Source organism: Calothrix sp. 336/3 (assembly GCF_000734895.2).
In the GTDB taxonomy this organism is placed as follows: domain Bacteria; phylum Cyanobacteriota; class Cyanobacteriia; order Cyanobacteriales; family Nostocaceae; genus 336-3.
In genome coordinates, this window is record NZ_CP011382.1 from 3,464,210 (window position 1) to 3,486,395 (window position 22,186).

Annotated in this window: 18 protein-coding genes and 1 tRNA gene; 6 read left to right on the forward strand and 13 right to left on the reverse strand. The window is 42.3% G+C overall.

Annotated features, from left to right (window positions below; all coding sequences use genetic code 11):
* The first annotated feature begins 32 nt into the window (after positions 1 to 32).
* Entirely contained in the window at positions 33 to 1,088 is a 1,056-nt protein-coding gene (locus IJ00_RS14645) for a hypothetical protein (RefSeq protein WP_035154165.1), read from the forward strand.
* Here IJ00_RS14645 and IJ00_RS14650 read toward each other — a convergent pair.
* The 4 genes from IJ00_RS14650 to IJ00_RS14665 form a co-directional block, all read right to left on the reverse strand.
* Positions 1,071 to 1,835, reverse strand: a complete 765-nt coding sequence (locus IJ00_RS14650; protein ID WP_046814823.1) for an ABC transporter ATP-binding protein — start codon at positions 1,833 to 1,835, stop codon at positions 1,071 to 1,073. The two genes, IJ00_RS14645 and IJ00_RS14650, sit on opposite strands and share 18 nt — an antisense overlap.
* 12 nt (positions 1,836 to 1,847) lie before the next feature.
* Positions 1,848 to 3,065 carry an ABC transporter permease gene (locus tag IJ00_RS14655; RefSeq protein ID WP_035154166.1) on the reverse strand — a complete coding sequence of 406 codons (1,218 nt, stop codon included), beginning with the start codon at positions 3,063 to 3,065 and terminating at the stop codon, positions 1,848 to 1,850.
* Between the two features lie 37 nt (positions 3,066 to 3,102).
* A complete protein-coding gene (locus tag IJ00_RS14660) occupies positions 3,103 to 4,614 on the reverse strand; it encodes an efflux RND transporter periplasmic adaptor subunit (RefSeq protein WP_035154168.1) in 1,512 nt (503 codons plus the stop codon).
* A 789-nt stretch (positions 4,615 to 5,403) separates the two neighbouring features.
* Complete coding sequence (locus tag IJ00_RS14665) at positions 5,404 to 5,787, reverse strand: hypothetical protein (RefSeq protein ID WP_035154170.1); 384 nt, start codon at positions 5,785 to 5,787, stop codon at positions 5,404 to 5,406.
* Between the two features lie 140 nt (positions 5,788 to 5,927).
* Here IJ00_RS14665 and IJ00_RS14670 point away from each other — a divergent pair, with 140 nt between their 5' ends.
* Positions 5,928 to 6,677 carry a hypothetical protein gene (locus tag IJ00_RS14670; protein ID WP_035154172.1) on the forward strand — a complete coding sequence of 250 codons (750 nt, stop codon included), beginning with the start codon at positions 5,928 to 5,930 and terminating at the stop codon, positions 6,675 to 6,677.
* Positions 6,678 to 6,996: 319 nt separating this feature from the next.
* On the forward strand, positions 6,997 to 7,146 hold the full coding sequence (locus IJ00_RS29075) for a hypothetical protein (protein ID WP_168163485.1): 150 nt from the start codon (positions 6,997 to 6,999) through the stop codon (positions 7,144 to 7,146).
* A gap of 83 nt (positions 7,147 to 7,229) precedes the next feature.
* Here IJ00_RS29075 and IJ00_RS14675 read toward each other — a convergent pair whose 3' ends face one another.
* The 5 genes from IJ00_RS14675 to IJ00_RS14695 form a co-directional block, all read right to left on the reverse strand.
* Positions 7,230 to 8,513 carry an O-antigen ligase gene (locus IJ00_RS14675; RefSeq protein WP_046815013.1) on the reverse strand — a complete coding sequence of 428 codons (1,284 nt, stop codon included), beginning with the start codon at positions 8,511 to 8,513 and terminating at the stop codon, positions 7,230 to 7,232.
* 82 nt (positions 8,514 to 8,595) lie between these two features.
* A complete protein-coding gene (locus tag IJ00_RS14680; RefSeq protein ID WP_035154174.1) occupies positions 8,596 to 9,438 on the reverse strand; it encodes a YaaW family protein in 843 nt (280 codons plus the stop codon).
* Positions 9,439 to 9,601: 163 nt separating this feature from the next.
* On the reverse strand, positions 9,602 to 10,570 hold the full coding sequence (locus tag IJ00_RS14685) for a transposase (protein WP_035154176.1): 969 nt from the start codon (positions 10,568 to 10,570) through the stop codon (positions 9,602 to 9,604).
* Between the two features lie 22 nt (positions 10,571 to 10,592).
* The gene (locus IJ00_RS14690; RefSeq protein ID WP_035154178.1) at positions 10,593 to 11,468 is read right to left on the reverse strand and encodes a hypothetical protein; all 876 of its coding nucleotides are present in this window, start codon (positions 11,466 to 11,468) and stop codon (positions 10,593 to 10,595) included.
* Between the two features lie 136 nt (positions 11,469 to 11,604).
* Entirely contained in the window at positions 11,605 to 12,264 is a 660-nt protein-coding gene (locus IJ00_RS14695; protein ID WP_035154180.1) for an Npun_F0813 family protein, read from the reverse strand.
* A 240-nt stretch (positions 12,265 to 12,504) separates the two neighbouring features.
* Between IJ00_RS14695 and IJ00_RS14700 the strand changes: the two genes are divergently transcribed.
* Positions 12,505 to 12,578, forward strand: a tRNA-Arg gene (locus IJ00_RS14700).
* Positions 12,579 to 12,595: 17 nt separating this feature from the next.
* On the opposite strand, the gene IJ00_RS14705 is transcribed toward IJ00_RS14700, so the two are convergent.
* The 3 genes from IJ00_RS14705 to IJ00_RS14715 all read right to left on the reverse strand — a co-directional run bounded on the left by IJ00_RS14705 (position 12,596) and on the right by IJ00_RS14715 (position 15,622).
* The gene (locus IJ00_RS14705; protein WP_035159084.1) at positions 12,596 to 13,513 is read right to left on the reverse strand and encodes a S1C family serine protease; all 918 of its coding nucleotides are present in this window, start codon (positions 13,511 to 13,513) and stop codon (positions 12,596 to 12,598) included.
* Positions 13,514 to 13,700: 187 nt separating this feature from the next.
* Positions 13,701 to 14,174, reverse strand: a complete 474-nt coding sequence (locus IJ00_RS14710) for a hypothetical protein (RefSeq protein WP_035154181.1) — start codon at positions 14,172 to 14,174, stop codon at positions 13,701 to 13,703.
* An 86-nt stretch (positions 14,175 to 14,260) separates the two neighbouring features.
* A complete protein-coding gene (locus IJ00_RS14715; RefSeq protein ID WP_035154182.1) occupies positions 14,261 to 15,622 on the reverse strand; it encodes an AAA-like domain-containing protein in 1,362 nt (453 codons plus the stop codon).
* Positions 15,623 to 16,085: 463 nt separating this feature from the next.
* Between IJ00_RS14715 and IJ00_RS14720 the strand changes: the two genes are divergently transcribed.
* Positions 16,086 to 19,991, forward strand: a complete 3,906-nt coding sequence (locus tag IJ00_RS14720) for an AAA-like domain-containing protein (protein ID WP_035154184.1) — start codon at positions 16,086 to 16,088, stop codon at positions 19,989 to 19,991.
* A gap of 100 nt (positions 19,992 to 20,091) precedes the next feature.
* Here the strand turns inward: IJ00_RS14720 and IJ00_RS29080 are convergent, their stop codons facing one another.
* Positions 20,092 to 20,265 carry a hypothetical protein gene (locus IJ00_RS29080; protein WP_168163486.1) on the reverse strand — a complete coding sequence of 58 codons (174 nt, stop codon included), beginning with the start codon at positions 20,263 to 20,265 and terminating at the stop codon, positions 20,092 to 20,094.
* A 254-nt stretch (positions 20,266 to 20,519) separates the two neighbouring features.
* Here IJ00_RS29080 and glcD point away from each other — a divergent pair, with 254 nt between their 5' ends.
* Positions 20,520 to 22,007: a glycolate oxidase subunit GlcD gene (gene glcD, locus IJ00_RS14725; RefSeq protein ID WP_035154185.1), complete on the forward strand. Its 1,488-nt coding sequence runs from the start codon at positions 20,520 to 20,522 to the stop codon at positions 22,005 to 22,007.
* The last annotated feature ends 179 nt before the right edge of the window (positions 22,008 to 22,186 follow it).

The following is a 22,186-nucleotide window of genomic DNA, read 5'->3' on the forward strand; positions in this document are numbered from 1 at the left end:
GGAAAATATTGCCCATTACCTCTAACTAATTCATGCTGCTTGCAACAGAGCTTCTGATTAAAATTTATTCCCAAAACTTGACTTATGGCTCACAGTATGAGGCAAAAAATGCTTATATTGCTGCTATTGAAAAGTTTGGTTGTCAAGTAGATGCAGATGCTTTGTTGCCTGTATTTTTAGAGAATCCTCTAGAGCGCAGGGAATTAATTTCTCCTTTAATGGGGTGGGGAAATTTGCAGACTGGGAAGGTAATTTATCAACAATGTTTTCAAGGTGAATTGTTAAAGCCAGAGATGCCAGAAGAGATTTTACATTGTTTAGGTTATCTCGGCAATGAGAGCATCACAAATTGTTTATTTCAGTATGTACAAGCAGATAATTATTATTTGAGTCGTGCAGCTTGTTTAGGTTTATTAAATCTATCATGTGCTGGTTTAGAGGATGATATTGCCAGAGCAATTACCACCTGTTACGGAAAGCATTTATTTCCAGAGTTTCTGCCCGCCTTAGCTATTAAAACTGGTAAATTAGAATTACTAGAACAACTCTATCATCTGGGAGAAACTACAGCTTCCTGCGATTGTAATGCAGGTTTAATTCTGGGTGTTGCTCTTTATGGTGAGCAGGGGCTGAAATATTTTCATGATATTATCTGGAATCCGCGTTGGGAAACCCATGGAGGGGGAACGGGTTCTGATTATTGGACATATATTGCTATGCAATGTTTGGGGATGAAACTCTCCGATTTATACCAAGATTTAAAAAATAAAGTTGAAAATAGCCCCAATTTAGAACACGAGTTCCTCGTATTTATCGCTTTATTATCTTGGCAGATTCGCTCACCCCAAGAGAAAATCAAATTTCTCCAACCTAACCGAGAAAGTCACATCGAACTGTATCAAATTCTATTTGATTGGTCAACTCCCCACCATGATGATTCCATTATTGGTATTGCTCACCAAGTATTTGCCGAAGTTGATCATCCCATCATCAAAGAATTATATATTCTTCAAGCCCAACTAAATTTAGCTATGCAGTATGAGATAGAAATAGAAACAATTACCCACAAACTATTGACTCATAACTAATAAATCTGTAGCTGGCAAATTTGCATTTACCACCTGTCCGTCACGAAACCAAACTATACGTTTTGTTTGTCGTGCAACCTCTGGTTCATGAGTCACCATCACAACGGTGATACCTGTAGAATTCAACTCGGTAAAAATATCTAAAACTTCCTGGGTAGTACGGGAATCTAATGCACCCGTTGGCTCATCAGCCAAGAGTACCACAGGACGGTTGACAATAGCGCGGGCGATCGCCACCCGTTGTTGTTGTCCCCCAGAAAGCTGAGTGGGTTTGTTTTGCAGACGTTTTGCCAAACCGACACGAGTCAGGGATTCCACAGCGCGATCGCGTCTTTCGGAACTCGGAACATCTGCATATACCATGGGTAACATAACATTTTCCAGGGCAGTTAATTGGGGTAAAAGATGAAATTGTTGGAAGACAAAACCAAGTTTTTTATTCCGAATATGTGCCAATTGTTTATCATCCATTTGGGCAACATCTAAATTATCTAAATAATAATGCCCAGAACTAGGACGATCCAAACAACCAATAATATTCATAGCTGTGGATTTTCCTGAACCTGAAGGTCCCATAATTGAGCAATATTCTCCCTCCTCAATAATTAAATTAACATCATTTAGTGCCTTAACTTCTGTTTCACCACTTCCATAAATTTTAAAAATATTTTCTAAGCGGATAATTGCATTCTGATTGTGATTTATGTCCGCACCATCTTGAGATTCTTGATAGTTTTCTCCTGCCATATTTACCATTCCTTAAGCACTTCTCAAAGCAATAATTGGGTCAAGTTTAGCTGCACGACGGGCAGGAACAACCCCAAAAAATAAACCAATTCCCCCAGAAACACCCACCGTTAGAATAATTGCTGTTGCAGAAATTCCTGCTTGTAAAGGTGTTAAACTTGCCACTATCATGACTGCACCAATTCCCAAACCAGTACCAATTAAACCACCCGCCGCAGAGAGAATAATTGCCTCAATCATGAATTGAAATAAGATATCCTCTGAAGTTGCACCAATGGCTTTTCTTAATCCAATTTCCTGGGTTCTTTCTGTCACCGAAACCAGCATAATATTCATAATTCCAATACCACCGACAAACAGAGAAATTCCCGCGATCGCCGCTAACATGATAGTCAAAGCGCCAGAAATTTGCCCCACCGTTTTCAGTGCATCTTTTTGAGTTTGAATCGAGAAATCATCCTCCCCCGTAATTTTGTGACGTTGCCGCAATAAATTAGTAATTTGAAACTGTGCTGCATCGACACTTTTGCCATCCTTCGCAGACACAGAAATATAATCTAGGGCAATCCCATAGGGAGAATTTCTACCAGCAACTCGATTCGCACTAGTCGTCAGGGGAATTAATGCTGCATCATCATAATTCACACCCAAATTAGAACCCTTAGATTTTAAAACCCCAATAATTTGAAAACTCGTAGTTTTGATGCGAATCTGCTTACCAATTGGATTACGTTTACCAAATAGTTGTTCCGTTAATTTGCTACCCAAAACTACTACTTGGTTATTACGCTGCATATCAATGTCACTAAAAAATCTCCCCTTTTCCGTGTCAAAATCTCGCACCTTCAAAAATCCCGGAGTAGTACCAATAATATTCACATCCTTGGTACGACTACTATAGGTGACAATTTGCCGACGATTTAATTCGGGAGCAACTTCCAGTACAGTTGGTACTTGAGCAGCGATCGCCTCCGCATCTGCTAAAACTAAATTCTTCGGTACTTCAAAGGAAATTTGTTGGGTTTCCTGATTTCCTGGTAACACAAATAACACATTTGGTCCCAGGGATTCTAACTGCTTGGCAACAAATTTTTGCCCCCCTTCCCCAATCCCAATCATCGCAATCACCGAAGCATTGCCGATAACAATACCTAACATCGTCAAACTACTACGTAGCTTATTTGACAGCAGGGTTGTTCCTGCCATCTTCATACTTTCCCATATATTCATAAGGATTTAAGATGATGAATCTCCCCTCAAACAGTACCTACTTCTTCTCCTCCAACATTTTCTTGATGCGATACTCCTCCGGTGGGCTGAGAAAAACGCGATCGCCAGCCTGAACACCTTGTATAATTTGTGTCTGGTCTTTTAACTGAGCGCCCACTGTCACCGGACGAAACTGAGGCTGATTTTTGCTATCAGGTACAAGTATGCCTGTTTCTCCTTTCTCAGTCACAATTGCTACTGTCGGTATGAGTAGGGCATTTGCCACCTTGTCTCCTAAAAATGTTAAATCTACGTTCAAACCAGAACGCAGCTTATCCTTTCCTGTATCAATGGCAACTCGGATTTGAAAGAGAGTCACCCCCTCTTCCTTCACCGCTTCCGGTGCAATCAGACGTACCCTACCTTGAAAAACCTGATCAGGATAGGCATCAGCGATAATTTCTACCCTTTGCCCCTGTTTAATTCTACCGATATCGGCTTCGGGAACCTGTGCTAAAACTTCTAAACCCCTAGCCAATGCCACCACAGAGCTAGAAGTTGCCGAAGCGCTGGAAGATGCGGAAGTCGTCGGCGCAACAAAAGCACCCACATTGGCGTATTTTTGCGTAATAATCCCCTCAAAGGGAGCGCGAATTACCGTATTATCCAAATTCACCAATTCCGACTGCAACTGTGCCTTAGCTGCACTCACTGCCCCCTGGCGTTGGGTAATATCCTCAGGTGGTGTGCCACTTTGCAGTAACTTGAGAGACTCCCGTGCTTCTGTGACTGCTGCTTGTCGGCGGGCAATTTCTTCGACACGAAAACCACTGCGTTGTTTGGCTAATTCTTGGCGAGCAGAAGTCAAACTTGCTTCCACTTGCTTGACGTTATCCTTAGCATTACGCTCCTCTGTCAGGGCTTCATCCAGGTAATCCTGGGAAACTGCTCCCTGAGATGCGGGAAATTGCCGACGTTTTACCCGTTGACTAGCTAAAGCCAAACGAGACTGAGCTTCTCCTAGCTGGGCTGTATATTTCACTACATCTGCCTGGGCTTGGGCAATATCCTCAGAGCGGTTGCCTGCACGAGCTTCTGTTAATTGTGCCTCAGCTTGGGCAAGACGCGCCTTTGCTTGGGCGATTTCCTCCGGGCGACTCCCTGACAGGGCACGGGCTAATTGGGCTTCTGCTTGGGTGATATTTGCCCGCATTTGGGCGATTCTGGCTTGAATATCCGCATTATCCATCCTGGCAATAATTTGTCCGGCTTTGACGCGATCGCCCTGCTCTACGTATAAATGAGTGATTGTTCCCATATTCTTGGGACTGATATTGACATTTTGTACGGGCAAAACTCGTCCGCTTGCAGTAATTCTCAGGGTAATATTTTGGGATTTTACGGGTACTGTTAATTCTGTAATATTGTTGGCATTGACTCCTTGATTATTAGTCACCAAGTTGATAGTAGAAGCGGTGATGACTGTGCCTCCGACTACTAAACCTAGGAACCAGCGCCAGGGATGTTTAATTTTTTTACCCAAAAAAGGAATTTCTAAATATGTAGTCATAGTTGGAATTTTTCTCTATCGCTCCTAGCTCTGGAGATATTTCATGATGAGGCTGATTGTCTATCTTTATGCAATTGATAAACCTTGTCTATTATCCAAATTCAGCAAGCAATATATGGAGTTACAACGTTTTAAAAATAGACAAAGTTGGGATTATGATTTTCAGAATTTGCTCTCCTTTTGATTACTAATAAAGGTTTTTTTGAGTAAAATATTTTTTTCGACATATCGTTAATCTTCTATAAAAAATGTGATGTATAGATAAAACTTTATGTTTTGTGGATGACTAAATTTCAAACTGGAATCTGGAAGCTTAACAAAAATAGAATCGATTATTTGTATTCAAATACATAATCATCAAGATTAAATCAGCACTGTTTTTGTAATATTCAAAATTTATTTACCAACTGCGATCGCCTATCATTCATCAACAATTATCGAAAAGATGATTTTTGTTTGTCTTTATCTATACTTTCTTCGCTTTGACCCATATTATAAACTCTAATATTTTCCCAGGCTTCACCTAAGTGGGTGATAGAAAAGCAACTTTTGCAGTATTAGTTAAGACAATACCGACTATTTAATTGCAGAATAGTACTGAAATTTTACTAAATAAATAGTCTTATATAGTAGTAAATAACCAATAGGAAATGTACGGAAATCCGACTTGATTTTTCCTTTAGTTATGAGAATATTGTCGGAAATTGCCCATTTCCCAGAATTTTTCCCTAGTAGTTTACCAAGGAAAATTTGAATGGTAATTAATCTTACTATTCCTTACTCGCTCACCTAACGTAACTTTCTGGCAGCGATCGCCCATCTTCTCACCTTCATTAGCACAATTGTCAGGCAGAGTCCCGTTAAGCGCCAGTAGGTAATAATTGTCACCTGCCAATTAGGATGTCCATGGGCTAAAGATTCTCGTCGAGCCAACAAAATATCATGGAGCCAATCTTGGTATTCTTCCCAGTCTTGAGATGCTTTCTTTGTGAGGGTTCTGGCAATCCAGTCAGCTAATTTGATTTCACGACTTACTGGTAAACTGTGTCTGGTATTTTGTCGAGGATTACCCCGTGATTGTCTGTAGCTAATGATGCTGACAATGAGAATAAAAGCGATAACAGTAACACTAATATTTAAAGCGATCGCGCTGGGAACTGCCAGAAATGTCATCACGGCGATCGCAAAAGCGTGCTTCGAGAATAAGATTGCATACCCTCCCTAGATTCGAGATTTATAACCTAATACAAAGCGACCTAAGTCCAACTTGCTTCTATTCACAACTAAGCTTCTTTCATTTCCATAAGGTATCTATGAATTTTGCCAGAATTTCCTCTCTATCTACGAAACTAACTTTGTCTGCTTTATCGCTTGCTGTCACCAGTGCAATGATTCCCTACTTACCAGCACAGGCTTGCCCTACAGGATTCTATCGAATAGGGGGTGGTAATGCAGGTTGGGTGGGATGTGCTCCGATTCCAGGATATCCTTCTAGCGAAAGTCCCCCCCCTTCTAAACCAACCACCCCTGCACCCAACCCACTCAAACTCCCTCCAGATCCAGCAATGATGCGCTTGCTAGACTCCCTGGTTAAACGGGCAGAATTTGAAGCAAAATACGGAAGAATTTTATTCTACGAGCCCAAAGTAGGAGTATGGCTGATGACTTCCGAAGGGGATGGAACTGGAAAAAATTGTGCTGTCTCATTTACTGAGACCCCCAAAGTATCCAACATTGTGTTATTCTCTGGTCCCAGTCAAAAGAGCGCAGGTGCAATCCTATTTCAAGGAATTGGAATGCCTACAACGACTGAAATTAAAGAGATTCAACCCACTCTCACATTCAAGGGAGCCAAACCTGTAGCCATCAATGCGGCATTGATACCCTACGGCAAAAACTCTGGAATTATGGTCTTAACTGACATGGTGAAGATGATGCGTCATGTGAATGCAGAGAATGAAGTCATACTGCAACTTGATGGCAAAGAGGTTTTTCGTGCCAGTATGACTGGATTTATGAAAGCACGAAGTGCCATGCTTGAATGTATGAAGGCTAATAGTTAGAACCATCGGAAACTGTGCCCAAAATTGCGATCGCTCTTTTCGCCAGGAGTTCATCAATAGCATCAGCATTTTGAGGGCGATCGCGGAGCACAATAAATCTGTGGGATGGCGAAGCGCAGATCGCTTACCCTAACTTGTCAGTTTGCGATCGCCTTACAGAGTAATAGGTTTAATCACATCTAGGTTTCAGCAACACAAACAGATAAACGCTAACCATAACATAACCTGCAATGAAAATAATAATCGTGTTGGAGCGGATTTATTCAAGTTGCTATGCTCTGATAACATACAAAAAGGCACCTCTTGCGAGATGCCTGTCATGCAGGAAACACCTTTAAGTAGTGTCCCTACACCTTCCCAACAATCAGCAACAGTGACTAACGTGCAATTAGCCACACTCACAGTCACAGACGTGAATAATGTAATCTTATTAACTGTCAAACTTAATGGCAGCAGTGTATACACTTAAAATATTCCTGAGCGATCGCCCTTTTCAGTAAACTTGACAATGGCAGGTAGCAACAGCATCAGTTAACCCAGTGTGACAGTTAATCAGAAATATACTTTTCCCCTTTTCCCGATTCCTGCACCCACCATTGCTCCTATAAGCAGCCAGGAGATAGTATTTAACCGAATATCAAAAATAGTCACATCGACGGTATTAAATAATATCCAGGCAGTAGTAACTAGCAAATAGCTAAAAAACAGAAGTTTATCCTCTGTCTGCAAATATTGTTCTTGGAATAATACTTTCACCCCATCCACCACAATCCAAATTAGTAAAGCACAAAATAAGAGGGTGGCGAAAATCCCTGTTTCTGCTGCCAACATTAAGTATAAATTGTGCGGATGACCTAGCCAAATATTCATTTTAGCTTGATATATTTCAGTGAAATTACGTAATCCCCACCCAACTATCGGGCGTTCTTTACACATAGAAAGAGCAAAATTCCATTGAGTTTGACGGAGTAGGGCAACAGGTCTATCTGGATACATTTGGTCATTGAGTCGCGCCCAAAAGAAGGCAGGTACGAATTGACGTAAGCTGCTAGCAATGGGGTTAGGAGCAAAGGCAGCCAGGAGAATAGTAGTTGTAATAGTTGATACTCCCAACACTATAAGCCGCCAACCTTGATAAACTGCATAGGCAAAACAAGCAAGTATGGCGATCGCCCAAGCGTTACGAGAATTTGTCAAAATTAAACCGACAAAATCTAGAATGACGGTGACACTCAGGAAGAGGAACCTAGGGGAAAGGGGTAAATGTCGATGGTATTGCTTCCACTGTGCCAACCATAAACCTAGTGCCAGGATAAACACAATTACCAAATATCCTGCCAAAATATTGGCGTACATAAATACAGAAGCCATCCTACCCACAGGATTACCACCGGGGGCGATCGCCCAACCGAAAAGACTCTGCCAAATTTCGGAAGTGGTGAAACCGAGAAACAACTGTCCCATACCAATCAGAACTATGGGCAAGGAACTCACTACTAATATCTCAGATATGCGTTTTAGCTGGGCTGGAGTCTGAACTAAAACACTAAAGGCAGCAAAGAAGAGGAAGAAAGGTAAAAAATTACACAATCCTAGTAATGCTTCTGACTTATTCCACGCAAAGCAGGTTGTGATAATCAGTAACAGACTCAGCAACCCAAACCCCTGGTTCAGGGGATAACGGATGATTCTGCGGTACTGTTGTTGCCAAGTTGCAAACAAGGAAATAACCAAAATCACAGCACCCAAAGCGGGAACAAAGGGCAAAAGGATTAACCCCAATTGGGCAGAATTCCAAGCAAATTGTAATTTTGGTTCCGGATGTCGGGAAAACATAAAATGGGTGATGGGTAAGTGATGGGTAGGTGATAGGGAATGAAAATATTTCCTCACCCCCTGCAACCTTTCCCTGCCAGAATTACGCCATTTCCCAACATTCAGTACGAGTCAAGCGAATTTGAGCTAGGGCAAAAATTGTCGGAATAATACGACCGTAATTTGTGGCGATCGCCCTCCAACCTAAATCGGCGAAAAACCAACCCCACATAACCGGACCCATAACAGCAAATACACTGCGAACAGCACCATAACGCGCTGCACTCACAGCCATTCCCCGTTTCGCAATTTGTAGAGTCACATAACTTTGAAACTGAGTTGTTGCTGCTGCACCACCCTGAATTGCCGTTTGCTTGGCGACTTGATATTTGGCAAAATGGATAGCAAATTCCTTGGCTATTTGATTGAGTAATAAAGGTTGTAGGACAGAAGTAACGGCGATCGCGCTGCCACCCTTCAAAAGTAGCCCCACAGGGTCACGCTGTAAATATAGAGGCAAGGGTTCGGTTAAATCAGATTTTGCCAGTTGTTTTTGTACCTGTGCCGTCAATTTTTGTTTATCTTTTGCGGGTAATTTTTTCCAGACTCGCCCCAAAAGATGTAAAAATAACTCTGCTTCCAAATCTACGGTTGCGAGACTTTCTGAGTAGGGAATTCGTAAATATTTACAAACTTGGATGAGAGCTTGTCGATATGTCACCTGGTGCGATCGCCCCCGCAGAACCGTAATTCCATCTGCTGCCAAAAATCGGAAACGCTGTTCCAAAGCATCTAGCCAAGCTTCCCGTCCTTGACTTTGGACTTCTATCGGTTCCGGTGTATTCACATAATCTAGAGGATTATACTTGCGACTAAATAGAATTGCCGTCAAATCCTGCAATTCTTCTTCCGTTGCCAGTTCTAGAGCCAACCTCAGCTCATCCAATGTCCCTTCCTCCCTTCCATACTGCCTTATCTGTACCTTATTCTACTATTAGCCTTCCGGGTCATTAGTAGTGTTTTGTACTAGGCAAGGATAAATCCAGGAGAAAAGGGAAAGGGTGAAGGCAAATTCAAGGGTGTTGTTGCCATTCCCTCTTCCCTAGTCCCTACATTGAATAAACTTGACCATCTATCAATAAACGGGTGATACCCTTGGCTTGGAGATGGTAGCGGGCTTTTTGGAGCATACGGCTATCGGGGACTTTAATCACGCGATCGCGCTTGGTAGAAAATCGCTTGGCAACTCGATGATTGTCAAACACAGGTAAGGTTCGTTCCTGTATTTCTCCACCGGGAATATGCCCTAAATCGCCGAAATCTCTCAAGGGGCGAGTAATTAGCTCTGCCGCACGGTCAATCACCAAATAACAAGTTCTAGGCAAATGAGCCGAAGAGAGGGGTAGAACGCGAACTAGACCATCTCCAGAGCGACTTCTGGTGACTAGGGGTGGAGCATGGCGAATCTCATCCTCTTCGTAGTCTTCGTCATCATCATCATCGAAGTCATCATCTAAATCATCGAGGTCGTCACCTTCATCCAGCAAGTCTTCACCCAGCATCTCCGCATGTAGGGAAGTTATGCCGTAGGAAATATCACCTACGTCAGATTCAGTGTCTTCGAGGATAGGACTGGGAATGCTCACTAGTTCCTGGGTTACGGGCAATTCTAACTGCTCACCTACAGGTATAGGTTTGACTGTAGATGAGATGCGTTTTTTCACCCTTCTGCTAGGGGAAGATTCACTTGCCACAGCAGGAATGACTTTCACCTCTGGGGGTGGTTCGATAACCACTGGAGTCGGTGGCAGTTTTTTCTCTGGTTGTGGTGCTTCCTCTGGCTCAATAAATGGTGGTTTATGCTCGTAACTCACCTGCGCTCTACCTTCAGGGGTTCTAGCTGCCCGCTTCAGAGAAACGAGATATTCGTATTCTTCTTCTGCTAGGGTGCTTTTGAGGAGACGGCTAATGGTTGAGTTACTGACATCGTAACGCTCTGCCAAAGTCGATGTCGTCTCGGCAGTTTCCCGGTACAATTTGAGGATTTCTTTTTTATCTGTTTCTGTTAGTTTTCTCACGGTAGACACCAAACAACATTTGCTAAGTTCTTTTTCTGCCGCGCTCCCGTCGTGAGCGGTTTAATGATGCGTCATACTCTAGTACAGCACCCATACCAAACAACACTCCACTCCAGACCCAAAATACTTCCAGTATTTCTCCACTTTGATAGTTGGGAATCCTGTTAGCATATTTGAACCACATATCTGCAATGTAGAGCGAAAATGCCGCCGCCGCAATCATTCGCCAAGAAAGAGATACACGTCCACCCCAAAAGGCTAACAGTAGAATTGTGGCGATAATTAATAGTAATACATCACTGACGACATAGAACCAATTTAAAATAGAAGCTATCCCTTGTAAGGAATCTGGTATTTGCTCTTGCCCGCCTCCTTGGGGTTGGGAAATCAACCATGCCAGGGCACTACCAAAAAGGGCGATCGCTAATACTATTATCCATTGCCAGGTTTCTAAATTCAGTCGCCGAGATATCACAGCTAGAGTCATGCCTATACCTAACAGTAAATAGGTGATCACAAAAAACACATCACCTAAAGAGACTATGGGTTCTTCCTTCATCACAACTTCGGTATATCCGAAAAATATGCCACCTAAAAAATAAGAAAGCATACCGATGCCGATTGACAACCATACATGACGACCACTCACGATTTGCGGACTACGCCAGTTTCTCAAGCATAGAAGACCTGCGCCAAGGTAAGCGAGGGCTTCAAAAATATTTGTACCAATAACATACCATTCTGCCCGTCGTTCTATGCCATCTGCTTCGGGAATTTTTGCGCTAAAAAGTAAGAAATATAACAGCGCTAATAATCCCCAACCCAAGCTGAATAAAATAATGTTTTGGGTGGTAAACCAGGATTGAGAACTTTTGTTTTTGTTGTAAATGCTACTCATGAACTTGTATTTATTCTGAATGATTTCTATATACTCAAGCAATATTTGGATGCAATCAAATAAACACTTAAACGTATAAATCTTCATTTATACAACATAATTACAAGTAATGATTATTACTGAGGTACTGTTTTTATTAGTGCCAAAGTTTACTTAAAGTTGACTGATGTAGCCATGCCATAAACAGCGATCGCTCTGCATCAGTCATGTCTTGTAATTTATCTTTAACTGGATTGGCAAAATTGGTATTACCAAAATAAGCCTTGCCTAAACGGTGTAATTCTTGCAAAAGGGTAACTACGTGATGCTCCTGCCAATTAGGTGTTAACGCCTCGTCTAGAGGATTCATTGCTAATAAGTTCTTAACTGCCTGTGGTGAATTTCCCTGGGGAAATTGCCATTGTTGTAAAAACTCACCAATCTCTTTTTGAAACAAGGCGGCTTGCCGAGCCCCCAAAAAATCCTCTATATCCATGTAGAGTGATTGCAGTAGCAAAATCGTAGCTTGCGTGTAAGTACTGAGGTTGGTATGACTTTCGGCATCACCGTGTATTTGTTCTAAACGAACTTTGCCCCAAATGCTAAAGCGTTCAGGTTCTTCAAGTAATACACAAGCCTTACCACGGTTATCAGTGAACTCACGCCACAAAGTTTTGGCTTCTTCTTCTTGACTAGCTTTAAAAACACTAATTAATCGAAAGGTCTGCCCCTGATAATGGAGAATCGGCACCTGCTGATCACGAGATGGGTGCTGAATATTCGAGATTTCCACATCTTGCCTTTTAAGAATAAACATGGCACTGGCAAACAACTCCTCACAGGGGCTTGATCAATACGGCTGATATCATAACTCTCATGGGTTAATATGCGCCTGAGCGCAAACCCGTAATTAACTGGCTTGCGCCTTGGATCATAGCCTTGGTTGGTGAAAATCTGCAATAATTTTTCGTTGCTTTCTTGTAAACAACCATGTACAATATTATGATGATGTCTGACTCCATCAAGAGCCAGCACATCCTATTGCTTGTTTTTGCTTGGGCGCGTAACTCAGGTGGATAGAGTAACTGCCTTCTAAGCAGTCTGTCGCAGGTTCGAGTCCTGCCGCGCTCGCATTTTGGTGATTGTATCTAAGAGTTAGTGATGCCAGCTTGGGTAAGAAATTCGCGAATGGTATTGCTGGTGAATAGGAAAGCAAAATTATCACTGTGGCGAGAACCGAAGGTAACAATTCCAATTACCTCACCTTGTTCGTTGATAACAGGTCCCCCCGAATTACCAGAAGTGGCAGTTCCATTGATTTGAATGACGGCGGTTCCATCACTGAGAGTTTTGTGAGCAGAAACCATACCCTTGGTAAAGCTTGCTTCCTGCAAAGATTTTTTATCTAACCAAGAAATATAGTCAATGATGGCTGGATAGCCCACAACTGTAACTGTATCAGCTATTTGCACTTTATCAGAATCCGCGAGGGGAATTGCAGGTGTATTTGCCAAATTGACTTTGAGAATTGCCACATCTTTACCTTCACCTACCGTTGCACCAGAGATAATCACCTGGGAGGGAAGTTGCTTACCATTGGATAGGATAACTGAGTAAATTGGTTCGATTTTCATCCACTTTAATTGTTGGGCAACAGCATTAGGATTTTCACCATCTGATTCCAACTTACTTGCTAATTCTTGCCATAAAGATTCTTGGCAATTCTCTTTAGTAAAATTAATAACATGGGCATTAGTAACAATGTGACCATGATTACTAGCAAAGAACCCAGAACCATGGGCAATATCTGTTTCTAGGTGATAAATTTTGCCAGTTTTGGGCAAGTATGCTGTCACTTGACATCCGAGAACAACTCGCACAACGGAGGGTTTAATAGACTCAGCAATTAAATTCGCTGATGACATTTTTCGGGGTTGGGTGGCTGATAAATTTTGTGGTTGCGTTGTTGCGGTTTGGGATTTGGCTGGGGATAGGGAAAGCAAGCTGGAAATCAAAATTGAGCTGATGAGAACTGCGGGGAATTTGATAGATGATTGAGTCAACATAGATTTTCTCCAAGTACTCAGCGAGAATGACTGGTGTGTGGGGGAAGGTGTAATACCAATTCGTAATTCGTAATTCGTAATTCGTAATTCGTAATTAAGAAAGTCTTATCTAGTCAGACTTTCAGGGTTTGTATCTGTTTCACTATTTTCGTGAAATGGTGCAAGGGTGATGGGAAGTTGTGCAAACTTATCTGCCAAAGATACCAACACCGTAGTAACAAGGCTGATTGTGGCAACGAGACATATCTACACGAATCCGGTAGGTAGCGGTACGAGAGGGGGTAATGGGAATAAAGGGGATGTCATCATTTCCCATATCTGACGCGATCGCGTAACCTCTATCATTGATTAAGGCAATATCTAAATCTCGACAATCTCTGTCACAAACTCCAACAATCCCGTAGGATACACCTGCTCTGAGGGTTACAGTCACATAACTGGAATAGCCATGATTCATGGAATTGATTACAGGTTCATGGGTTAACTCATAACCACGCAAACCGGAAGCCATACCTGCTCGGATGAGTTGCTCACCCACATCATTGATAAAATCACGGTAATCAGCGCGAACTGGGGTAGGTGCAATCAATAGGGAGGTAGAAAGAGCAGCAGTGGTGGAGATGGTTCCAAGAGCTTTAGTATTGAATATTTTTTGTAGCATCGGTGTGTGTTGAATTCGATGCTTTTATCAAACACTGGCGCTTACTGGGGTTTGGGCTGAAATATTTTTGACTTCTTTGATTTATCTTAGGAGTTTTGTTTGTGTTGTGAAAGGGAGTTGGCACAGACGATGAAATATTGCTGATATAGGTGACAGCGTGGGGTGACTCCATTGCTGCGTAGGTGAACTAATCCCATGGCTTGTAGTTTAAATTTGATTTCTGTGGGTAGTTGCACAGGTGCAGTTGCTGTCATGATTTCGGGTATGACTAGGGCTAATTCTGGCTGTTGGTTCAGCTCATCGGTGAGACGATGGAGGTAATGAGCATAGATACCTGACTCGGTGGGTGCGGTGGCGAGAAATCTTTCCCAGGTGATATCTTGACGGGAGATGTGATACAAAGCCAAACGGGCTAAAAACGGGTGTCCGCCAATCATGGACATGATTTCTGTGATTTGTTCCTGGCTCCAGTGTAATTGGTGGCGCTGGGCTAAATCTAATACTTGTGTGGTGGTAAATTCCGATAGTTCTACGGGAAAACCTGCGTTGAAGGGAGAGCGGTTGATATCAAGTTGGATATAGGGTTCGGTGGAGTGGGCAATGACTATGCGTAATTTTTGCCAAATACTGGGGCGTTTTGATTCTTCGTGGAGGTAGCGAATTAAACCGAAAAAGTCGCCGTAAATGTCGGGGTAGGCAAATAATCTATCGACTTCATCTAAACCGAGGGTTAAGGGTTGGGTAATTTCGGGTAGGATATATTCTTCTAAATAGGTTTCGCATCGGACATTACAACTGATATCGTCTTCCCAATATTCATCTAATTTATTTTCTAATTTTAATTTACGGGTGATGGTGGCACAAAACCAACGCAGGAATTTATCTAAGTTGGTAAAACATGGTTTATCTGCTTCTTGCAGACTGATATAAACTGTGCGATCGCCCTGTTTTGTGGCTGTATCTAAAATCCCAAATAATAATGAGGTTTTGCCCATTTGTTTGGGTGCTTTGATGCGAATTAATGCCCCTGGTTTGGATATTTCGTGATAGCAGTCTTGTTCCTTGGGGGGGCGGAGAATATAAAAGGGAGAGGTGATGGCAACGGGAGCGCCGGGATATTCTAGGGAAGGAATAGTGATGGGGATATTTGCCCCTTGATTAATTTTTGGGGAAGTTTCTAGGGGAATGGGTTCTGGGAGAATTGGTTCTGGCGAATGATTTTCTGATACGTCGATTTCTCGATCAAAAATTTCCTGCCAATCTAAATTTAATATTTCACAAATATCCTGAAAATTGCGAGTAAAAACGTTTTTGCCTGTAAGGAAATTATGGACTGTGGATGGTGCTAAACCTGCCGCGATCGCCAACTCTCCTTGACTGGGATAGCCATTGCGTTTGACTGCTGCCCTAACTTTGGCAAGGTAGTCTTTATGTACTCTAATTCCCATTTTTATTTAAAAAAATATAATTATGCCTATTCCATAACTAGATTAGAGCATTTAAGTAAGTAGTGGTATAGCGTTTCCTAATCATATGAAATACAACCCCACCCGCCCTATCGGGCACCCTCCCCGAAATCGGGGAGGGCTGGGGAGGGGTTCTTCTATACCTCACTAGAATGAGAAACGCTATATATATGTCCCATTAATTTTGGTAGTTTATAGTCACAGCTTTAGCCCTTGATTTGAACGATAAATCGTTGACTACTAACCTATGATATGAACCACTAAGGAAAAGTCGAATAAAACTCGAAGGGATTTCGGTATTGTCTAGATTAAAGTTTGATGGTAGTACAGTCTCAAGAAAAAAATCATGTGTTCCCGTAACCTGTCGCAAAGACAAACATCTTAACTGAACCGTATTCTGATACATACAAAAAATGTCTTAAATTTTACTATTATCAATAGAGAAATGACGGGAAAATACGAGTATCAAGTGGGGGCTAGTCTTGCCGCAGATGCGCCCAGTTACGTGACTAGACAGGCGGACGCTGATTTTTATCAGGCTCTCAAGGCTGGAAAATATTGTTATGTTTTTAACTCGCGGCAAATGGGTAAATCCAGCTTGAAAGTGCGGGTGATGCAAAGACTTGTAGAAGAGGGTGTGGCTTGTTCTAGTATTGATGTTTCTGGGCAAGGTAGTAGGGATAATGTTACCCAAGAGCAATGGTATACAGGGGTTGTCTCAAAGATTGTTAAGGATTTAGGGATTGCCAAACCCTTAGAATTTCGTCGTAGTTGGTGGCGCGATCGCCATGATATTTCAGCAGTTCAAAGGTTAGATGAATTTATAGAAGATGTCCTTTTGTCATCTATCCCAGGAAGTATTATTATTTTTATTGATGAAATTGATAGTACCCTGAGTTTAAAATTTGCCAGTGATGATTTTTTCGCCCTGATTAGAAGCTGTTATAACAAACGTGCGGAAAATTCAGCCTATCGGCGTTTAACTTTTGCTTTGTTGGGGGTAGCAACACCGGGTGATTTGATTGCGGATAAAACGCGAACTCCTTTTAATATTGGGGAAGCAATTCAACTCGATGGGTTCAAATTTCATGAGGTTGCACCTTTGGGGAAGGGTTTAGAAGGAAAGGTAGAAAATCCCCAAGTCTGGATGGATGAAATTTTAACCTGGACGGGGGGACAACCATTTTTAACCCAGAGGGTTTGTAAGTTGCTGGGGAGTAGGGAATGGAATCGGGGAAATGGGTCAGAAAATTTCCTAGTTTCATTAGAAAATCAAAATTTAAAAGCTGAAATTGCGGAGATAATTCACAGTCAAATTATTGATAGTTGGGAAACGCAGGATAAACAAGAGCATTTCAAGACGATTCGAGACAGGATAGTAATTAATGATGAAATTTCCGTGGGTTTGTTGGGGTTATATCAGCAAATTTTGCAGCAAGGTGAGATTGCAACCGATGGCAGTCTGGAACAGATGCGGTTACGTTTGACGGGATTGGTGGTAGAAAGGCAGGGTAAATTAAAAGTTTATAATCAGATTTACGGCAGTGTTTTTGATATTAATTGGGTTGAGAATGAATTAGAAAAAATACGCCCCTATGGTCAGAATTTAAAAGCTTGGGTAGAGAGTAAATATCAGGATAAATCCTATTTATTACAGGGTAAAGAATTAGAAAAAGCTCGTATTTGGGCTGATGGTAAGAGTTTGAGTGATGCTGATTATCGGTTTTTGTCTGCCAGCGTGGAAGCTGAGTTAAATCAGAGGGTTGCGGAAGCAGAAGGAAAGGTTAAGGAAGCTGAAAAAAATACAAAAAGGCAGATTAGGATTGGGTTAATTATACTTGTGCTTTCTCTAATTGGGGCTGGAATTGCTGGGATAATTGCAGGTAGGGCGAATGAGAAAAGAATTTTAGCGGAAGCTCGTCGAGAAAAAGCAGAAGTCGGTCGAGAAAATGCAGAAAAATCCGCAGCCGCAAAGCAAGAACAATTAGACTCGGCTAACAGCAAAATTGCAGATGCTGATAAAAAACTGCAAGAGACTCGAAAACGGGAAAATGAAGCTATCAAGAAAGAACAAGCTGCTAAAGAAGCGGCACAAAAAGCGATAGAACAAGAGCAAGCAGCACAAGCACAAAAAAACACAGCTGTGAACGAGCGAAATCAAGTAATAGAACAGCGTGAAAGAGCTATTGCAGAATTAGGAAAGGCAACAAGGGAAAGGAAAGCAGCACAAGCGCAAAGACAGACAGCCGAGAGAGAGCGGAATAGGGCATTGAATGCAAAGAAAACTGCCCAGAAACAGTTAGCTCAAACAGTAAATGAATTGGAAAGATTTCGGATTGTAAGGAATCTTGAACAACAAGCGACAACTGCTGCCCAAGAATTTCGTGACTCAAGTCGGCAGCTAGAAAATTTGCTCTCAGTGATGGGTGCAGCACGGGAACTGAAAAATTTAGTTAAAAACGAGAAATCCTTGGCAAAATACCCAACTCATAGCCCCTTGTTTGGGTTACAGAACATTTTCTTGCAGATTAGTCGAAATTTTGGTGAGAACAATAGTTGGCTAGGGCATGAAGATGTGGTAATTAGTGTAAGTTTTAGCCCCGATGGGCAAACTCTGGCTTCTGGTAGTCAGGATGGAACCATTAAATTATCGAAACGGAATGGGACTCTGATTACTACCCTCAAGGAGCATGAAGGTGGGGTATTCAGTGTAAATTTTAGCCCGGATGGGCAAACTATTGCTTCTGGTAGTCACGACAAAACCATCAAATTATGGAAGCGAGATGGCACTCTGATTACTACCCTCAAAGGGCATGAAGATGTGGTGGGGAGTGTAAATTTTAGCCCCGATGGGCAAACTATTGCTTCTGGTAGTCACGACAAAACCATCAAATTATGGAAGCGAGATGGCACTCTGATTACTACCCTCAAAGGGCATGAAGATGTGGTAGGGAGTGTAAATTTTAGCCCCGATGGGCAAACTATTGTTTCTGGTAGTAGGGATGGAACCATCAAATTATGGAAACGAGATGGAAATTTGATTACTACCCTCAAAGGGCATGAAAGTGGAGTAAGGAGCGTAATTTTTAGCTCGGATGGGCAAACTATTGCTTCTGCTAGTGAGGACAAAACCATTAAATTATGGAAGCGGGATGGGACTTTAATTAATACCCTCAAAGGGCATGAAGGTGGGGTAGAGAGTGTAAGTTTTAGCCCGGATGGGCAAACTCTCGCTTCTGTTAGTGAAGATGGAACCATTAAATTATGGAAGCGGGATGGGGCTTTAATTAATACCCTCAAAGGGCATGAAGATGTGGTAATTAGTCTAAGTTTTAGCCCGGATGGGCAAACTATTGTTTCTGGTAGTAGGGATGGAACCATCAAATTATGGAAACGAGATGGAAATTTGATTACTACCCTCAAGGGGCGTGAAAATTTGGTGTGGAGTGTAAGTTTTAGCCCGGATGGGCAAACTATTGCTTCTGGTAGTCAGGATGGAACCATTAAATTATGGAAGCGGGATGGAACTTTGATAAATACCCTCAAAGGGCATGAAGATTGGGTATTTAGTGTAAGTTTTAGCCCTGATGGGCAAACTCTCGCTTCTGTTAGTGAAGATGGAACCATGAAATTATGGAAGCGGGATGGAACTTTGATTACTACCCTCAAAGGGCATGGAGGTGGGGGATTGAGTGTAAGTTTTAGCCCTGATGGGCAAACTATTGCTTCTGGTGGTAGTTATGGAATTAAATTATGGAAGCGGGATGGGACTTTAATTAATACCCTCAAAGGGCATGAAGGTGGGGTAGAGAGTGTAAGTTTTAGCTCGGATGGACAAACTCTTGCTTCTGCTAGTGAGGACAAAACCATAAAATTATGGAAGCGTGATGGGACTTTGATTACTACTCTCAGAGGGCATGAAGATTTGGTAGAGAGTGTAAGTTTTAGCCCCGATGGGCAAACTATTGCTTCTGCTAGTGAGGACAAAACCATAAAATTATGGAAGCGTGATGGGACTTTGATTACTACTCTCAGAGGGCATGAATATCGGGTATCGAGTGTAAGTTTTAGCCCCGATGGGCAAACTCTGGCTTCTGCTAGTGGGGACAAAACCATAAAATTATGGAAGCGAGATGGGACTTTGATTACTACTCTCAGAGGGCATGAAGGTGTGGTAGAGAGTGTAAGTTTTAGCCCCGACGGGCAAACTCTGGCTTCTGGTGGTGGGGATGGAACAGTAATTCTGTGGAGTTTGAGCTTAGATAATGTACTCGCACGAGGTTGCAACTATCTCAAAGATTACCTCGCTACCCGCGATGAGTTGCGTCAGCAGATTTGCCCCGGTAAATGAGCTACGGTGTACGCATCAGTCATCGGATCCCCCTAAATCCATCTAAAAAAGGGTGACTTCAAGAGACTTTCTCCCTTAACACCGATTCCCTATGGGATGTCTAACGACAACCTTGATGGCGATCGCGTTTTAGGTGGTGGGGTGGTGGGATGGCGTTGACTTTCGTGTCCATTGACAATTTGAGATAGGATTGGGAAATAAATATATGGACTGCATATGGACTGTATATGGACTGCGATCGCGCAGTTTCTTCTAGAAAAATGACCCCAGACATCGCTCGTTTTTATTGGGATTGCTACTCTTCGAGAAGCCGCTCCGCGTCTACGCTACATTTCATTTCGTGAGCGCTGACGCGCACCTACGCGTTTACGAAGTATAGCGAAGCTAACGCAATGACTGTAAATATTTCTGCTCATGTACTTACCCCTGGGAATAAATGTCAAAAATCTGTAATGCTATAGGAATAGCGATACACAAAGCGCCAAGCCTCCGGACTTATCGCCACCCACCATGTATACGTCAAAACCTATGCTTACCCAAAATATCCACCCAGGTAAATGGCAACCTTTAATTAAAGAACTGGAAAAAGTACTTGGAAAAAATGCGGTAGTAAAGCGCCGAGAAGAGCTTCTCACCTACGAATGCGACGGTTTAGCGAGTTACTGTCAAGAACCTGCCCTTGCGGTATTACCACGCACTACAGAGCAGGTTGCCGCAGCGATACAAATCTGCAATAAGTACTCTGTGCCTTTTATTGCTCGTGGTTCGGGGACAGGTTTATCTGGTGGTGCTTTGCCCGTAGAAGATTGCGTATTAATCGTTACTTCCTTAATGCGCCAAATCCTGAATGTAGATTTAGATAATCAACGGGTTGTCGTGCAACCAGGGGTAATTAACAACTGGGTGACACAAACGGTGAGCGGTGCGGGTTTTTACTATGCACCCGATCCATCCAGCCAAATTATCTGCTCCATTGGTGGCAACGTTGCCGAAAATTCTGGGGGTGTGCATTGTTTAAAATATGGTGTGACAACAAATCATGTTTTAGGTTTAAAAATAGTCACCGCAACTGGCGAAATAGTCGAATTAGGGGGGCAAATTCCCGAAACACCTGGTTATGATTTAACAGGGGTTTTTGTCGGTTCAGAAGGAACCTTGGGAGTTGCCACAGAAATTACTTTGCGAATTCTCAAAAGTGCTGAATCCATCTGTGTTTTATTAGCTGATTTCACCAACATTGAAGCCGCAGGGGCGACGGTTTCTGATATCATCAGTGCCGGGATTATTCCAGGGGGTATGGAAATTATGGATAATCTCAGTATTAATGCTGTTGAGGATGTTGTTAAAACTAATTGTTATCCCCGTGATGCGGCAGCAATTTTGTTAGTGGAAATCGACGGTTTAGCGGTAGAAGTGGCAACGAATAAACAACAAGTGATAGATATTTGTCGGCAAAATGGTGCCAGAAATGTTACCTCTGCCAGTGACCCCGATACCAGGTTAAAATTATGGAAGGGTCGAAAAGCTGCCTTTGCTGCTGCTGGTCATGTCAGTCCTGATTATTATGTTCAAGATGGGGTAATTCCTCGCACTCAACTACCCTTTGTCTTGAAAGAAATTGAAGCTTTAAGTGAAAAGTCTGGTTACAGAATTGCAAACGTCTTTCATGCAGGTGACGGGAATTTACATCCCCTAATTCTCTATGATAATTCCATCCCTGGAGAATTAGAAAAGGTTGAAGAAGTGGGGGGAGAAATCCTGAAGCTCTGCGTGCGTGTCGGTGGTAGTATTTCCGGTGAACATGGTATCGGTGCAGAGAAAAGATGCTATATGCCAGAGATGTTTACTGATATTGATTTAGATACCATGCAATGGGTGAGACAAGTTTTCAATCCCCAAGGTTTAGCCAATCCTGGGAAAATTTTCCCCACTCCCCGCACCTGTGGAGAAGCAGCGAAAGTAACGGGTAAGCAGGAGAGTAAATTTACAAATATTCCTGGTGTGGAAAGATTCTAAAAGTTTGCCCAATGGCAATATCTGAATGCGATAAACCAATAGTAGTTCATGTCAAAAGTTGTGATGGGTTGGTGGTGAGCGATTTATGGCTCAAATCAAGGGCTAAAGCCCTGACTACAAACTACAAAAACTAATGGTATGGGCTACTAATTATATTTAGAGTCTATTCAAATATAAAT

Coding starts and splice junctions, on each gene's coding strand:
- IJ00_RS14690 (WP_035154178.1), bottom strand. CDS start 11,468: ATGAGTAGCATTTACAACAAAAACAAAAGTTCTCAATCCTGGTTTACC.
- IJ00_RS14695 (WP_035154180.1), bottom strand. CDS start 12,264: ATGTTTATTCTTAAAAGGCAAGATGTGGAAATCTCGAATATTCAGCAC.
- IJ00_RS29075 (WP_168163485.1), top strand. CDS start 6,997: ATGCAGGAAACACCTTTAAGTAGTGTCCCTACACCTTCCCAACAATCA.
- glcD (WP_035154185.1), top strand. CDS start 20,520: ATGCTTACCCAAAATATCCACCCAGGTAAATGGCAACCTTTAATTAAA.
- IJ00_RS14675 (WP_046815013.1), bottom strand. CDS start 8,513: ATGTTTTCCCGACATCCGGAACCAAAATTACAATTTGCTTGGAATTCT.
- IJ00_RS29080 (WP_168163486.1), bottom strand. CDS start 20,265: ATGTCTGGGGTCATTTTTCTAGAAGAAACTGCGCGATCGCAGTCCATA.
- IJ00_RS14715 (WP_035154182.1), bottom strand. CDS start 15,622: ATGGGAATTAGAGTACATAAAGACTACCTTGCCAAAGTTAGGGCAGCA.
- IJ00_RS14645 (WP_035154165.1), top strand. CDS start 33: ATGCTGCTTGCAACAGAGCTTCTGATTAAAATTTATTCCCAAAACTTG.
- IJ00_RS14710 (WP_035154181.1), bottom strand. CDS start 14,174: ATGCTACAAAAAATATTCAATACTAAAGCTCTTGGAACCATCTCCACC.
- IJ00_RS14720 (WP_035154184.1), top strand. CDS start 16,086: ATGACGGGAAAATACGAGTATCAAGTGGGGGCTAGTCTTGCCGCAGAT.
- IJ00_RS14655 (WP_035154166.1), bottom strand. CDS start 3,065: ATGAATATATGGGAAAGTATGAAGATGGCAGGAACAACCCTGCTGTCA.
- IJ00_RS14705 (WP_035159084.1), bottom strand. CDS start 13,513: ATGTTGACTCAATCATCTATCAAATTCCCCGCAGTTCTCATCAGCTCA.
- IJ00_RS14660 (WP_035154168.1), bottom strand. CDS start 4,614: ATGACTACATATTTAGAAATTCCTTTTTTGGGTAAAAAAATTAAACAT.
- IJ00_RS14650 (WP_046814823.1), bottom strand. CDS start 1,835: ATGGCAGGAGAAAACTATCAAGAATCTCAAGATGGTGCGGACATAAAT.
- IJ00_RS14670 (WP_035154172.1), top strand. CDS start 5,928: ATGAATTTTGCCAGAATTTCCTCTCTATCTACGAAACTAACTTTGTCT.
- IJ00_RS14665 (WP_035154170.1), bottom strand. CDS start 5,787: ATGACATTTCTGGCAGTTCCCAGCGCGATCGCTTTAAATATTAGTGTT.